The organism is Woodsholea maritima DSM 17123, assembly GCF_000382325.1.
Taxonomy (GTDB): Bacteria; Pseudomonadota; Alphaproteobacteria; order Caulobacterales; family Maricaulaceae; genus Woodsholea; species Woodsholea maritima.
In genome coordinates this window covers 13,329-28,804 of record NZ_KB908062.1, presented here as the reverse complement: position 1 = coordinate 28,804, position 15,476 = coordinate 13,329, and the positions used below count along the sequence as shown (strand labels likewise).

The following is a 15,476-nucleotide window of genomic DNA, read 5'->3' as shown; positions in this document are numbered from 1 at the left end:
CCTTACGAGTGGAATTAAGCCTATCACTATGTCATGTCAATAAGAAGTAAGCCCTGTTTATCTGATAAATTCCATCCTAAAATTCAACGTAGTATATAACTTTTCAAGGACGCGTTAAAATTCATGAAAAAAAATATCCTCTATGTGACACGGCACTTTCCACCTGAAATATCAGGTGGAGCTAGGCGTCCCTATCTATCGGTAAAGTACCTTAAAAAATTCGGCTACAACATTACCACGGTGACGCCGTTCCACAACAAAGATCATACTTTTGATAATATTGAAATTCAAACAAAGTACATTAACAATGCACTAATGAAACAGAGCGGCCAAGTAGTGGGTGCGACATCATTATTAAACATTATCAAATCTTTTATTCGGACTTGGGCATTCTATCCAGATCCAAACATTAGGTGGGCACATAAAGTTACTAAGTCTATAAGCAATTTAAATCAATACTGCGCAGTTATAACTACAAGTCCCCCTGAATCTACGCATTATGTTGGCTATTTATTATCTCGACGCTATAACATACCTTGGATTGCAGAGTTTCGTGATACTTGGTTCGAAAGTCCACATCGCGTTGAACTTGAGCGACACTTGATCCGTAGAATTTTTGAGAGAGAGCTCGCTAAACTGTGGCTTAAAAGATGCTCAGGTATTATATGTATCTCTGACTATATATATAGAGACATTTGCAACTATGCTCCACATGATCTTCCGGCATCTATAATCGGTCACTTCAGTGAAGTATATAGTAGCTCTAATCAAGAAAGCCTTTCTTCCTTTAGTCCTTTTGATAAGAAATCTCTGAACTTACTTCATTCTGGAGGTTTTGAACTCTCTGATCACAATCGATGCTTATCGACACTCTTAGATTATTTATGCACAATCCCTACCGGTAAATACCCTATTATTTTGCATATTACAGGACAGCTATCTCAACGAGAGCTCTATTTACTTAAAAACGAAAAGCGTTTGAAAGTAATAAATCACGGACCAGTTTCTTTAGACAGGTCTCGTTTCTTTCAAAGCATCTGCGACGCTCTTCTTTTATACACTCCATCAGAAAGCCATGCCCTTCCAGGAAAATATTCAGAGTATGTTCTTTCTAAGAAGCCTATTTATATACTTGGTGGGGGTTCTTGGACATCCCTTGTTTCCGATACATCTAGATTACGTCCTTTACATGACATTTATAGGCTCAGGAAAGGAGAAACAGTTGAAATAGATTCTGAGTATCTTGCTGAGGAGGCGGTCAAACGTATGTCGGCATTTATAGATTACATACTTAATAAAAATGCTTAAGTCATTTATTGTCGCTCTTCAATAATAGCCTCTCCACAACCTCTAAAGTTTCATCGCTTACCGGAAGACCTCGATACTCCTTTTTTCGCGCCACCTCTTTAGCCAGCAACCAAACCGCGCGCTCGAACCCTTCGACGACGGTACCGCTGTCATTGGTGAGCGCATCTAGAAAGTCGATATGCTCGAACGTCGAGCGACAACTGAAATTATGTTCGCGCTTTAGCTTCTTTCGCGCCCGGCGCCGTTGCAAGGGCTTCGAGGGAGCGGGCACCTGCTCCCCCTGCTCTTGAGGGATGAGCGCTGAAGGGGTTTCGGGTTGGGATAAAGCGTCAGACGCCCCTGCCCTACCCTCTTGGAGTGTCGCGCCTGTTGTCTGAAGACGCTGCGCACGCGTTTTGTCCTCAGGGGTCGCTACATCCACTGATTTCACTTCACGCGGCGCACCAGAAACTTCATTCATCAGGCTCGCGACTTCTTTGCGCTGCGCGCGGACATCAACCTCGCCCTCGATATCGGGCTCATCGCCTTTGGGACCGAAGTTCAAGTTCAATTTGGGACGTACGAGTTTAGGTGCTTGCGGTTTTGCCATTGCCCCTGCCCTATGCCAGTTCTTGTTCAATATCTGCGTCTGCTGGATCTATCAGACCCAGTTTCGCTGAGACTGCAATCGCGAGCGTCTCACATTCTAGCTTGGCTTTATCCAAGCCTGGCGCTTGGCTTTTATCCAAGGTGTAGATTGTACCGCCCGCCGCGGTCATAACCCGATACGCCTCTCGATCGACCAGAGATGTTAGAATCTCGATCCCGCTTTCATCAAAAGCTTCGCGTACGGATAACAAAGTGCGTGACGCAATGGCCGCCGGCACACGGTTGAGCACGGTTGAGAATGGGATTTCTGTGCGTCGCGCACGTTCCACCCGGCGTATCGTCGCAATGGTGTTACTCGCACCAGCCGCATCAAAGGCGGACGCCTGCACCGGTATCAAGACAAGATCCGCCCAGGCCATGGCGGTATTGCCCAACTCTGAGACCCGGCCCTGAACATCAATAAGCGTGATTTGGTGGCTTTTTTTGCACGCCTCAATCAGATCAATCAGCACATCTTCGTCTTCAGCGCTGAAAACATCAATAAATTCAGGCTTACCCGGCTTGAGCGACCAATCCATCAGCGATTGCTGTGGATCGGTATCAATCATGGCAATCCGGTAGCCCCAATCGGCAAATACCGCCGCTAAAGCAATCGACATAGTGGTCTTGCCCGCGCCCCCCTTAGAGGTTGAAAGCGCAATCACGGGATGACGGTAGGTGGTCATGGAAGCCTCTGCCTCGTCTTCAGCGAATTATCATGTCGCGCTCATGCGGTGCGCACACTGACCAGCAGCACGGCCCCTCGATAGGTCCTGCACATAACGCAGTCCCTGTTTAGCACGTTTGTGAAGAAACTCATGCATTAAACTTAATATCAGCTTAACACGAAATGCACGGCAAACATGCTATACATAAAAGTCACAATTTGTGTGAATACCTCGTATTCCGAGCAAATCGTTTATATCATCTAAAGCTCGAAACGCACCATTATTGTGCGTTGCATGGAAAGCCCGTTTAGTGAGTAAATCACACATACCGCGCATAGTACGATTTACACCTTTCGTGTTTGATACCCACAATACAGGCGATTCACGCAGAGCGTTTAAGGAACGCGTAAAACGCAATACTTGATAAAACATATATGCACGACAGCCATGAAACCCACACCCTACACACTATGTCCGCAAAACTTTTATCACACGATTATCGTGCATAGCGCGCGACTCAAGCAAAGGCAGCAAATCACGCATTGCATGCAAAAACAGGAGAAAAGAACAGCATAAACAGCAACATAAATGCGAAAAGATAATAGTTAAAATGATTATGTCGCGAGTCGCAAAGCGATGCACGCGCAATAAATTGGCGGCTGGTCGAATACGGAAGCGGGAGAACAACCCATAAGACTTGGTAACGTGATCTCATGAAGCTGGATCATCGCTCCCAATGATATCGCGAAGGCGATTGGAGAGGAGCCGAGATTCACAGTTAAAACCGGGCCTACGTATGGACTTAGATTTATGACCGCAGATCAGGAAGACGGCTCAGTCCAAACCGCTAGCAGCCTACACAGGTTAAAACTGGTCTGTAGGCTAGGACAAAGTAGCAAAACCGCCCACGCCACAGTTTGGCTATTCAGATCCGCGCGTGGAAAAGAAACAGCCCCCAAAAGGCCAAAGCGCCCTACCCTGTCCTGATAAAGATGTGCATTCCAACCCCCTTCACACTTAAACCCGCGCTGAGCGTACCAGCTCCTGACACGGCTCTGTCACATAGCTATGACACATCAAGCCAAGTGGCAGGCAAGGGGAGTATCGGGGTTTGCGCACATTATTACGCCACAGCATCTATGCCAGCGGCAATTTTGGCAAAAGCACGCTCTGGTCATGCCTGGAAGTGTTTGGGCTCTTTTATTTTACCGACGCGCTGAATTTAAACCCCGCGATTGCGGGGACCATTCTATGGCTATCTTTTGTCTGGGATAGTGTCAGCGACCCCTTGGTGGGGACTTTAGCCGATCGCTATGCTGGGCGAGTAAAGACCGCGCGTCCCTATGTCATTACTGGGGCGATCATAGCGGGCTTGAGTTTTATAACGCTCTTTGCCTTACACAGATTGGGGGGCGGGGGCGTTGGATTAATCTTCTTAGTTTTGATCCTTTTTCGCACGGGCTACACGCTCGTAGACGTACCGCATAACGCCATGCTGGCGCTTATCACACCGGATAATAAAGCCCGAAGCCTGATCGCAAGCCTGAGAATTGGCTTTAGCGGCTTAGGAAAATTGGTGATGAGCCTTCTGGCCGCAATACTCCTGACCCAGGACCATCCAAAACCAGAAGAGTTTGAGACCCTGGCCTTGGCTTTGGCAGGGATTTATGTCGCCAGCGTCCTGATCAGCCTTATCGCCTATCACGAAGTGGCCCTGACCCAAAGAAAGCCAGAAAACCACCATACCCTGACCCGGTTGGTCAAGATTTTTACGCAAAACAGACGCTTAATCAGCATCTTCACGATCAGCGCGCTGACATCCCTGACCACGCCCGTCATTGGCTCCATCCTGATTTATTGGGGGGCGCATGGCCCATTCACACTGGCGATCAGTATGAAGGGGGTAGGGGTCTTAGCGCTTAGTCAGATGGTGGCTTTGAGCGTTTGGACCGCGCTAAATGATCGGGTTTTGCCCACATTCAAAACCGCGATGCTCGCCAATACTGTGGTCTTACTGGCCGCTTTGGCCCTCTGTATGGTGGGCGGTATGTCCAGCGCTCATAGCGTCAGCGCACCGCTGGCTTATAGCTTAATCAGCGTTATGGGCTTTGGCCTTGGTGGGGTCTTCATGCTCAACTGGGTGTTATTACCGCGCGCTATTGATAACGACCCGCTTGGCGAGGCAAAGGATTATACCTTAAGCCTTTTTGGTTTGTTTACGCTGACCAATAAGCTGTTTATGGGGTTTTCCAGTCAAATCAGTGGATTAGTCTTGAAAGCCTGGGGCTATAGTGGCGAAAACCCGAGCTTTGAGAGCGTCGTCGGTATGGGCCAGACGCTGCTGACCCTCACCATGTTCGGCGCGCTCGGTGTGATCGTCTTGTTAGCCCTGAGCGAGACGAAACCCCGAGCACCACTTATGAAAAGAACACCGACTTAAACGGCATCGCGGCAGCGCCCAAGGATGTGGCATCGCCAGAGGTCTCACTCATCACGATTTTGGGGACGGGCCGGATAATGCCACGCCGGGGAAGGCTGAAGAATTGCACGCGCTCAATCATCATCGCGCCCAGGGCAGGGGGCAAGCGCCCGCCCAGGACGATCGCATCCGGGTCGACAACGCCCGAAGCCGCCGAAACCGCAACATCGAACGCGGGCATAACCCGATTGAGCCAGCGCTCCACACCGCTCCAAGTGGGATCAAAATGATCCAATAAATCATTGAGATTGTCGAAGGGCTGATCTTCCTCGCTGACGATTTGGCGCAATAATTCCAGCGTCGGCCGCTCAAAACCCGTGATGGGAATAGCCCCTGAAAACTCACCGGCATTGCCATAGCGTCCCCGCAGCAGCTGACCATCCTGGATCATGCCTCCGCCAAAGCCACCGGCAAAATAAAGATAGGCAAAGCTATTGGCCCATTGGCCTACACCAAAGAGCGCTTCGCCCACCGCGGCGGCATTACCATCATTATCTACCCAGACCGGGCGATCAAAGCGCGCTTCAAACAGCGGCTCTAAATCCATCAAGGCCCAATCTTCCAACGCGGCCGGCGGGTTCATCTGCGTCCCGTCCCCGGTGAAAAAACCTGACACCGCAATGCCATAGCCAAAGACATGATCGGGGGAGGGGCAATGAGCCTCAATCAGATGTGAAATCGCCCTTGAAAGCGTATCCAGTGCCACATCACGGCGCATATCCACTTGCGCAATCGTCTGTTGAGCCAGAACAGCGCCCGATAAATCCATCAAAGCCAAGGACAAGGCATCGGTCATCACCGCGATACCGATGGAATAGGCCGCGCTTGGCACGAGCGCGAGACCAATGCTCGGCCCTTTGCTTTCGCCAATCCGTCCGATCTCCTCAACAAATCCACGCTTAATCAGGCTATCGGCCAGGCGCGTTCCGGACATGCCCGACAGATCTAGGCCGCGCGCTATCTGAGCGCGGGTGAGGGGGCCCATGCGAAGTAAGCTAAGCGCACGCCGCTCTGTCAGGTTAAAAGCATCATCCCCCTGGTCACGATGAAAACGGGCCGGTAAGGGTTTTTGGGGCGTACGGATCATTTTGCGCTCTTTTTTATCGGGGCGATAGATATATAGGGGTTTTGACACACGTCAATCGCTTCTTGAGGGTATATCCAGCGGAGGCTTGTCATCAAAACTTCACTTTTTATATCTCACTGTTAGTTATAAATGCAAGGCATCACAGCTAGGGGGATGACCGATGCGACCGATAACTTTGAAAACCAGCCTATTACTGACCAGCGCTTTTCTGCTGGCCACACCAGCAATGGCCCAAACCGCGGGGGATGCACCGACTGAGGTGATCGTGGTTCAGGGCACACGCCTGCAGAATCAACGCGCCATTGATGTGCGCCGCAATGCCGATCAAGTGGTTGACGCCGTGGCCGTCGACGATATTGGCCGCTTGCCTGACTTCAATATCGGCGAGGCGCTGCAACGCCTGCCCGGTATTGGTATTCAGGGCGACCAGGCCGAAGCGCGTTTCGTCACCGTGCGCGCGATGAATGCAGAATACAATTATACCACTGTGGACGGCGTTTCGATTGCGGTTCCAGATCGCAATGGCCGCCGGGTATTTATGGACGTGATGCCCGCCTCATTGGCCCATGGCATTGATGTTTATAAGACCTTCACACCCAATCTGGAAGGTGGTGCCATCGGGGGTATCATAGATATCCGCACCGCCAGCGCCTTTAACAATGGCCCGCACACCCTGCGCGTTAATGGTGAGATCGGCAAATACGAGAATGATAAAGGCTATCGCGATGTTGGCCCATCCGGCAGCGCCGATGTCTTCTATTCTCATGTCTTGGGCGCGAATGACCAAATTGGTATCGTCCTGACCGCCAATTATTATAAGCGCGACAGCGCCATCCCACAGGCAGAATGGGGCTCTAACCGCTATTTCTACGACCAGGCGGGCAATGCTGTCGGCTCTCCGGCGGATGCCCCTTACCCGGGCACGGGCTGGGCGGTCCCGACCGAGCGGCGCGCCTATTGGTATCACAATGACCGCACACGCTATGGCTTTACCGGTAAAGTTCAATACCGCACGAATAATGGCGATGAGCTGTTCCTGCGCGGTTTCTGGAATACCGCAACCGATGATGAGGCACGTCAAACTGATTTGCTGAACCATGGCGGGGGCCTCACGATTAGCGATCAGACCGCGACGTCCGGTACGATTATCGAATCCAAAAACCTGCGCCAATCCCATTATTTGGGCCAGTTTGATTTTGAACGCACCGTATGGGCGCTGACCTCTGGGGGCGACTTTGCCTTGGATGGCTTGGGTGAGCTTACCGTTCGCGCCAATTATTCTGGCTCTAAATTCCGCAATCCAGAAAACTGGATTGAATGGCGTCTTCAAGGCGATAAGGACCAAGACGGCGTTGATGATAACGCCTTCCATTATGAGCGTGAGGGCGATCGTTACTACTTCACGCTTTTAGATCCTGAAGCCAATACCAATTTTGCCAACTTTGACGCCGTTCGTCGCCAGTTTGATGATCGCCAACTGGATGAAGATCTCTATGAGTTTAAGCTCGATTGGGATGGTGAACTCGGCGTCTCTCAGTGGAGCTATGGCACCGGTCTAAGCTTCCGCCGCATTGACCGCGCCTTTAACGAGGACCGCGATCGTTATCTGCCGACCGCAACCAATGCCTACACCCTGGCCGCGGCGAACGTCGTCAATACCGATGTCTGTTTACAACCCCCAGGTCATTTGCCCAACCAATGCCTGGTCGTCATCGACCCGAGCCGCGCCAATGCCAGCTGGCAAGCCCATCAGGGGGCCAATGCCGCTCAATGGCGCTTCGATGACATGTCTAACAACGACAATAACTTAGACTATAGCCTCACCGAGGATGTGATCGCCGTTTATGGCCTGTTGAACTATGAAACGGATCGGGTTCAGCTCACATTCGGTCTACGCTATGAAGATACCAGCGTAGAGGGCACGGGCCGGCGCAATGTCGCAAAAACCGGATGGAGCGATGTCAGCAATGAGGGTGGCTATCGCGATTGGTTGCCTTCGATCAATATGAGCTATGATCTAAACGATCAGATCCGCCTGCGCGCGGCGGCCTCACGCTCTTTGGGTCGCCCAGGCTTCAACCTGATCGCACCGGTGGGTGAAAGCTATAACCCTGACACCCAAACCCTTTCACGCTCAAACCCTGATTTGGAACCGCGCCGGTCCAACAATTTCGATCTGGGCTTTGATTGGTACCTCAATGACGGCCAAGGGATTTTCGCGGCAAACCTCTTCTATAAATCCATTGAAGGCGAAATCTTTGGGGCCACAGAAAACCTCAATCTCGTTATTGATGGGGTTGCCACGGAGGTCGTCGCCAGCCAACCGGTTAATAATGGCGATGATACTCATGTCACCGGTCTTGAAGTGCAATTCGTCCATGATCTGGACTTCATTTACGAGGGCTTAGGTTTCGCGGCGAATGCCACCTTCCTCGATACGGATTTCAAACTGCCCATGAATGATGGCACGGTCGTTGAGTTGGAAACCATGATCGGTCAACCCGATCTGGCTTATAACCTGGCTGTATTCTATGACAGTGACACACTGTCGGCAAAACTGGCTTATAACTATCAAAGCATTCGCGCCAGCCATCGTCTAAATACCTCGAATGAATACCGTAATCGCTATGATACGGCAGAGAAAAGCTTGGACTTTAAAGCCAGCTATCGCTTCTCTGAACAATGGGCGGCAACGCTCAATGTTTGGAACCTGACCGGCGAAGGGCGCGGCGAAGTCCTCGGCTTCCAGCGTGAATTGCCGATCGTTGAGGCCGATTTTGGCCGCGCTGTCTTCGTGGGCGTTTCATACCGCCGCTAAGACTTAACCCGATAGGGGAGACGACCCTCCCCTAGACTTGAGGGCGAGCAGGATTTGGTGGCCCCCATCCTGTTCGCCTCTCGCGTTTAAAGGACATCTGATGTTGATTTCAGTAGTTTTCGCGGGCCTAGCCCTCTCCAGCCTTACGCCAGCCTCTTCGAATACCCACATCGAAGCCCTTCGCGCCAATCTGCAAAATCCTGACGGGGACATTATGGTCGTCGCCCATCGGACTTGCTGGCACGAACGTGCGGAAAACTCGATTGCGGGTATTGAAGCCTGCATCGCCATGGGCGTGGACATGATCGAAATTGATGTGAGGAAAACCCGAGATGGGGTCCTCGTGCTGCTCCATGACGATAGGCTTGATCGCACAACAAATGGGCACGGGGTTTTGTCACAGATGGATTACGCTGATCTCACTGATTTATCGCTGAAATCAGAGCTTGGGGGGGAGGACGCTCCACTCATGGAGTATCAAATTCCAACCCTTGCCGAAGCCTTTGAAGCGGCCCGCGGCCATATCCTCATCAATCTCGACATCAAAGATGGGGTTCATGATCAGGCCCTGGACCTGGCGCGGGAGATGGGCGTGGATGATCAAATCCTAATCAAGGCAAGCCTCAACCCAACCGATCCCGCGATGAGCTTTGCCCATAATCTGGGCCGCGCATTGTTTATGCCCATTATCGGTGAGTGTTTTGGCCCCTTCACAAACCGCCAGCGCGAATACTGCCCCGAAAACCCGGCTGCCGCCTTGGCCGCGTTTGAACCCTTTGGCCCTGTCGCCTATGAAATCGTCTATGAGAGCGAAGGCGCGTTGGAGAGTTATGAAGCCGCCAGTCAGGCCTATAACCGCCGTGTGTGGGTCAACACCTTATCGCCTAACCATGCCGCAGGCCTTGTCGATAGCGACGCCCTGAGCGATCCTGACGCCGTCTGGGGCCATATCCTGGCCCAAGGTGCGGACATCATTCAAACCGATGAACCGGCAGCCTTAAAAGCCTATCTCGCAACACATAATAAATAAGCTTACTGGCCATAAACTTCCAGGCTAGATAATTTCTTACGCTCACGCTACACCCCTCTTGTTCTCAAGAGGGGGTTTTTCATGTCTAAAACAGTTCTGGTTGTTGGTGGGGCGGGTTATATCGGCTCACATATCGCCAAAGCGCTCTATGAACGTGGCGATACCCCGATTACAATTTTAATCTTAAGCCTCTTCGGTATTAATTCTGAAAACGGGTTTTCCCCACATCAAATCCATTAATTGCGCGCATATTTGTCTTCATAACGCACGATATCGTCTTCACCGACATAAGTTCCGGTTTGAACCTCGATCAGAACCATGGGCACTTTACCGGGATTTTCCATGCGGTGAACTGAGCCTAATGGTACGTAAACGGATTGATTTTCAGACAACAGCTGAACCTTGTCATCTACCGTCACGCGCGCGGTTCCTTCCACGACAATCCAATGTTCTGAGCGGTGGAAATGGCTCTGCAGGGATAGAGAAGCGCCAGGATGCACATGAATGCGTTTGACTTGAAAGCGTTCTCCGATCACCAGGCTTTCAAACCATCCCCACGGGCGATGATCTTTCGGAAAAGATGTCGCTTGGCGGATAGAATGATGGTTTAATAAAGCAACAGCTTTTTTGACATCTTGGCTCTTTCGCATATCTGCAACTAAGACCGCATCAGGCATGGCAATCGCTGCAATATGGTCTAAGCCTATGCCAACGATGACTTGATCCTCGTTTTCGCTACGCAGCAAGGAATGCTCGCAATCAATTGCGAAAGCGTGCTCACCCAGAGCATTATGAACGTCATCTTTAGGACTTTCACGCCAGACGGCATTCCAATCGCCTAAATCAGACCAATCCTTGTCAAATGGGACGACGCTGAGATTATCAGCCTTTTCCATGATGGCATAATCGATTGATATATCATCCAATTGCCCCCAAGCTGAAGGATCCAAACGGAGAAAGCCAAGATCGGCCTGGCCCTTGTCCAATGCGGTTCGAACGGTGTCAATCATGGCTGGAGCGTAGCGCTCAAACGCTTCAATCATATCAGAGGCTTTAAAGAGGAATATCCCAGCATTCCATAAGAATGTGCCCGCCTCTACCATGGTGTGAGCCCGTGCAATATCAGGCTTTTCAACGAACTGTTTGAGGGGGATAAAGTCTTGTCCATCTGGTTTGTGCGAAAGCTCTAGATAGCCATACCCAGTCTCAGGATAGCTTGGACGAATACCAAAAGTTACCATCTGACCCTTCTCAATGGCTTTAAGGCCATGAGATACGGCTTGATGAAAAGCTTCATGATCTGGGATAGCATGGTCTGAAGGGCAGACTAATAAAACAGCTTCTGGATTGCTTTGAAAGCCATAGAGAGCCGCAGCAAGTATAGCCGGCGCAGTATTTTTTCCAACAGGTTCAATAAAAATTGGTCCTGGATCAATTCTCACTTCAGTTAATTGCTGCGCAACAATAAAGCGAAAGTCAGAATTTGTGAGAGTTAAAGGCGGTGCAAAATTAAGTGTATCAGTAGTTTTTAATCGCTTCGCTGTTTCTTGAAACAAGCTGTTTTTACCAAGTAAGGGTGAAAATTGCTTTGGATAACTTTGACGCGACAAGGGCCATAAACGCGTACCTGAGCCGCCAGCGAGCAAGACAGGTATAATCATGAGGCCTCTCCGAGTGAGTTGAATGGCTTATAAGTGAATTTGAAAAGTTTGGAAACTTTCACATACCAATCGATTGTGGATAGCAGATTAATGTTAATGATTTAAATCGAACTGTTTAACAAAGTTACGGTCTGAAATCATTTTTTATTTCAATGCGTTCTGGGCAAAGTAAGTGAGCGTTTCCCGATCCCTTTGTGATAAAACCCTGAAAGGGAGTGTGAGATTACCCCTACTGCTATGAGTAGAAACCCTGATGATTACCCTTCGACGGTGATGAGGGAAGGGCTAAATGTGATAAAACCCTGATTGAAGATGAGGAAAACCCGAGCCTCTCAAAAGGTTTTGTGGCGTTACCCCGATCACGAAGGGAAAAGGGGGGAAACTCGACTTGTTTGGAAGCTCTTTTTTGTGAGGGAACCCCGATATAAAGGCTTGCTCTCGGGGTTTGCTCACATTTGTGACCTTGCGCGTTTAACTCAGCGTGTACTTAGAACGTTCCGTGACCTCTATCGGGTTATGCTCACGCACTTGAGGGAGGTGTAATATTCATCGGGGTTTGGTCACGTTCGATTCGTTTGGTCAACGCAGGTGAGGGGACGTGCGCTTAATCAAAACTCAAGAGCCGAGACGGGCCGGTGATTTTGCTCATGCGTACCATGACCCGGCTGGCAGGTGTGCGGGGCTTATGAGGCTCAACCTCAATGTCATAGCCCAGAATGCCGCCCTTTTTATGAACCCGGTTGATGGCGTATTTCATATCAAGAGAGCGCCCACGCCCGCCATTCACCCGAAGATGGAAGAGCTCCAGATTCATACGAATAGGATGGGCCTGATGGCCGACAAATTTCCGGCATAGCTCATAGATGCGCATTTCAATGCCGGAGGTGAGCTTGAAATAATCGGGATGCACCGCGAGGGCTTTACCTTCCTCGGTAAATTTCAAAAACAACCATTCCGATAAGACGATTGTAACCCCGGCATTGCGCTTACCATTGGCGGTATTGCGTTCACGGAATTGATAGCTATCGATAAAGCCGACCCCGGTTAGCGCGCTCATATTTTGCGCTTGGGTATCGCTTTCAACCGTAGTCCCTTTGAGGCGCTTTAACGAGGCTTTGAAGCGATCATACTCATTCTTGCCCGTGGCTGAACCAATCGCCTTGAAGAAATCATAGGGGGCGAAGGTGACTTTGCGACTGACGGGCTGACCATCATTCATGGTTTGCAGGATCAAGGTCTGGATATAGACCAACAAGCGCTTGTCCCACATGGTGGCAATGCCATCCTGGTTGCCTTTCACGCGGACAAATTGCGTGACATGTTTGGTCGCGATCTTGGCTTCCATGTAAAAGATCGCGGGACCTTTTTCAGAGGCAAAGAACGGCAAGGACATAAAGTCCTGATCATCGCGCAGGGAGCGACCGGGGGTGTAGACCGGTAAAAAGAAATCCGGCTGATGGGCCTTTAAGTCCGACATGTCTGTACGCTCCGCGCAAAACTTAGCTGGATCATAATCCGATTCTGCGGGACGAGGATATCTGAAAGCCAAGTTCTTATTAGTGTGAGGAAAATCCGATAATATCGGGGTTCCGGCTCACATATAGGAATCCACACCAAGGTTAAGGAAGGGTTAAGGGGCGCGCGTGGCGTTATATTGTCTTAAACTTATTGAAGCGGGATGCGCGCGTACTTGTCTTCTTAGCGGACCATATCATTTTCAACAACATAAGATCCAGTTTGCACCACAATGAAAACAACAGGTACTTTCTCAGGGTTTTCGAGCCGGTAAACGGCTCCAGTAGGGATTTAGACGGGCTGATTTTAGCTCAAGAGTGAGATGGTATCATCGACGGTGACTTTGGCCGTTCTTTTAATGATGACCCAATGTTCAGAGCGATGACAAAGGGTTTGTAGCGACAGTGGCGCATAGAGATAGACAACGTGAACGCACTTGACCTGAAAGGGGTCGCCGACGACTAGGCTTTCACGGCAGCCACAGAGGCGATAAACTAGGGGGGTATCTTTTGATCTACACTCTTGCTTCTTAACAAAGGTGAAAGCTAACATTAATAAGAAGTGAAGGGCCAGGTATTTATCATAATATATATTAGGCGAGCAATCAATCTAGCGGTGACGAACCGCAATCATGCGGATGATCACGCCCAAGCCCTCGCCGAATTTCATCGACGAAGAATTTGGAGATATATTCTTTACTCAAATAAATCTGCAAACATTCCTTCAACCTCTCGACCTTACCGCGCTGGCACCCCAATTCGTGCGCGCGCATCGTCTGGCTGAGGAAGATTGCTCGACAGACTTCGATTTAATGCAGGACATCACCGCCAGCGCTCTGTCGAAGCCATAGCGCAATATTGTCTAGGACAGGGCGCGATACCGTGAGCTTGCCGAAAACGCCAAGGGCTTTAGGCGCGTTGCCAAAGCTCGTGAGAAACTTCCTCTCAACCCTCGCGCACTCCATCCTCATCGCCTCCTCGATATGAATGAGGCTGGCGCCTAGGAGGCACCATGCGGAAGTTCTGTTCAAGAAAAGGATTTGGATTATTCTACAATGACTGACAATAGTAGCATTGCATAATCATTGCTAGACTTTATTGCTTCAAAATGTGGCTAACATTATTTTAAGCTGGAAACAAAACACCGTTTTTGAGATAATATTCTTCTTGTGTCCGCGGACATTTCAGATCTTTTCTTAGAACTTCTCCAGCGCGACTTACCCAGCCTGAAAGTCGAGCAGGTACCCCCATTGCCAGGCCATAATTGGGAACATCACGAGTAACAACTGAACCCGCAGCAATAAAAGAAAACTCCCCTATATCAAGACAGTGACCCTGTCGAGGAGCGACCAAAGTTGCATTGGCCCCAATTGTAGCTCCCTTTCTTACACGAATTTTCCCAAATTCACTTTTTCTATTAATAAAAGCTCGCGGTGTAGCAACGTTGGTAAATACACATGAAGGGCCGCAAAAAACGTTTTCTTCAAGAACAACTCCAGAGTAAACTGAAACGTTATTTTGTATTTTTGACCCAGAACCAATTACGACTCCCTCTCCAATCATTACATTTTGCCCTAATGTAACATTACATCCAATGTACGCATTGTTCATTACGTGGGAGAAGTGCCAAATCTTCACTCCCGCATTGATGATTGCCGTTTCTGAAACTATAGAGGACTGGTGTACAAAATACTGCATTATGAAATCCAAACATGCGACCCCATATTAGAATAAGGTAATATACTTTGTGAACAAAGCCCTAAATAATACACTATAAATCTTTCCAGGCTTCTGACTCATTCATATCCAGGGCGACGACTGAGAAGACGTTTCTTGCGAGCTTGTCGTATCGTTTGACGATATGCCTAAAGCCCTTGATGCGGCAGAAGTTGTTTTCGACAAGCTCGCGGTATCGTGCCTTGTCCTAGACAATATTGCGCTATGGCTTCGACAGAGCGATGGCGGTGATGTCCTGCATTAAATCGAAGTCTGTCGGGTAATCTTCCTCAGCTAGACGATGCGCGCGCACGAATTGGGGGGCCAGCGCGGTAAGGTCGATAGGTTGAAGGAATGTTTGCAGATTTATTTGGGTAAAGAATATATCTCCAAATTCTCCGTCGATGAAAGTCGGCGGGGGCTAGGGGATGACATGGTCACATAATGGGACCGTACAACGGACCAGCGAACATTGTTTTAAAAGCTGTAATGCCAATCAAACAAAATCGCTCACCACGTTAGGGGCAACATCCTCTATCGTTGGTTCGGATTTGCTTGTTGCAATTCA

The 15,476-nt window shown here is 49.7% G+C and carries 12 protein-coding genes and 1 pseudogene; 6 read left to right on the top strand and 7 right to left on the bottom strand.

The features are described from left to right. The first annotated feature begins 123 nt into the window (after positions 1–123). Positions 124–1,308 carry a glycosyltransferase family protein gene (locus H151_RS17605; RefSeq protein ID WP_156823513.1) on the top strand — a complete coding sequence of 395 codons (1,185 nt, stop codon included), beginning with the start codon at positions 124–126 and terminating at the stop codon, positions 1,306–1,308. Between the two features lies 1 nt (position 1,309). Here H151_RS17605 and H151_RS0113460 read toward each other — a convergent pair whose 3' ends face one another. Beyond that, positions 1,310–1,897 carry a hypothetical protein gene (locus H151_RS0113460; RefSeq protein ID WP_019962191.1) on the bottom strand — a complete coding sequence of 196 codons (588 nt, stop codon included), beginning with the start codon at positions 1,895–1,897 and terminating at the stop codon, positions 1,310–1,312. A gap of 10 nt (positions 1,898–1,907) precedes the next feature. After that, a complete protein-coding gene (locus H151_RS16515; RefSeq protein ID WP_019962190.1) occupies positions 1,908–2,621 on the bottom strand; it encodes a ParA family protein in 714 nt (237 codons plus the stop codon). A 1,093-nt stretch (positions 2,622–3,714) separates the two neighbouring features. Here H151_RS16515 and H151_RS0113450 point away from each other — a divergent pair. Continuing rightward, positions 3,715–5,043: an MFS transporter gene (locus H151_RS0113450; protein WP_019962189.1), complete on the top strand. Its 1,329-nt coding sequence runs from the start codon at positions 3,715–3,717 to the stop codon at positions 5,041–5,043. On the opposite strand, the gene H151_RS0113445 is transcribed toward H151_RS0113450, so the two are convergent. Further along, positions 5,021–6,169: an ROK family transcriptional regulator gene (locus tag H151_RS0113445; RefSeq protein ID WP_026354019.1), complete on the bottom strand. Its 1,149-nt coding sequence runs from the start codon at positions 6,167–6,169 to the stop codon at positions 5,021–5,023. The genes H151_RS0113450 and H151_RS0113445 overlap by 23 nt on opposite strands. Positions 6,170–6,329: 160 nt before the next feature. Between H151_RS0113445 and H151_RS0113440 the strand changes: the two genes are divergently transcribed. From H151_RS0113440 to H151_RS17600, 3 genes are all read left to right on the top strand, one after another. After that, on the top strand, positions 6,330–8,987 hold the full coding sequence (locus H151_RS0113440; protein ID WP_019962187.1) for a TonB-dependent receptor: 2,658 nt from the start codon (positions 6,330–6,332) through the stop codon (positions 8,985–8,987). A 100-nt stretch (positions 8,988–9,087) separates the two neighbouring features. Then, entirely contained in the window at positions 9,088–10,017 is a 930-nt protein-coding gene (locus H151_RS0113435; protein WP_019962186.1) for a glycerophosphodiester phosphodiesterase family protein, read from the top strand. 81 nt (positions 10,018–10,098) lie between these two features. Further along, entirely contained in the window at positions 10,099–10,257 is a 159-nt protein-coding gene (locus H151_RS17600; RefSeq protein ID WP_019962185.1) for an NAD-dependent epimerase/dehydratase family protein, read from the top strand. Here H151_RS17600 and H151_RS0113425 read toward each other — a convergent pair. From H151_RS0113425 to H151_RS17415, 3 genes and pseudogenes are all read right to left on the bottom strand, one after another. Further along, positions 10,254–11,678: a mannose-1-phosphate guanylyltransferase/mannose-6-phosphate isomerase gene (locus H151_RS0113425; protein ID WP_019962184.1), complete on the bottom strand. Its 1,425-nt coding sequence runs from the start codon at positions 11,676–11,678 to the stop codon at positions 10,254–10,256. The two genes, H151_RS17600 and H151_RS0113425, sit on opposite strands and share 4 nt — an antisense overlap. 604 nt (positions 11,679–12,282) lie before the next feature. Further along, positions 12,283–13,155 carry a plasmid replication initiator TrfA gene (gene trfA, locus H151_RS0113420; protein ID WP_019962183.1) on the bottom strand — a complete coding sequence of 291 codons (873 nt, stop codon included), beginning with the start codon at positions 13,153–13,155 and terminating at the stop codon, positions 12,283–12,285. 221 nt (positions 13,156–13,376) lie between these two features. Continuing rightward, positions 13,377–13,745, bottom strand: a pseudogene (locus H151_RS17415) (phosphomannose isomerase type II C-terminal cupin domain). Between the two features lie 79 nt (positions 13,746–13,824). Between H151_RS17415 and H151_RS0113415 the strand changes: the two are divergent. Then, complete coding sequence (locus H151_RS0113415) at positions 13,825–14,043, top strand: hypothetical protein (protein WP_019962182.1); 219 nt, start codon at positions 13,825–13,827, stop codon at positions 14,041–14,043. Positions 14,044–14,317: 274 nt separating this feature from the next. On the opposite strand, the gene H151_RS17410 is transcribed toward H151_RS0113415, so the two are convergent. Further along, positions 14,318–14,890 (bottom strand): acetyltransferase, encoded by a 573-nt coding sequence (locus tag H151_RS17410; protein WP_083918607.1) that lies wholly within the window; start codon positions 14,888–14,890, stop codon positions 14,318–14,320. Between the last annotated feature and the right edge of the window lie 586 nt (positions 14,891–15,476).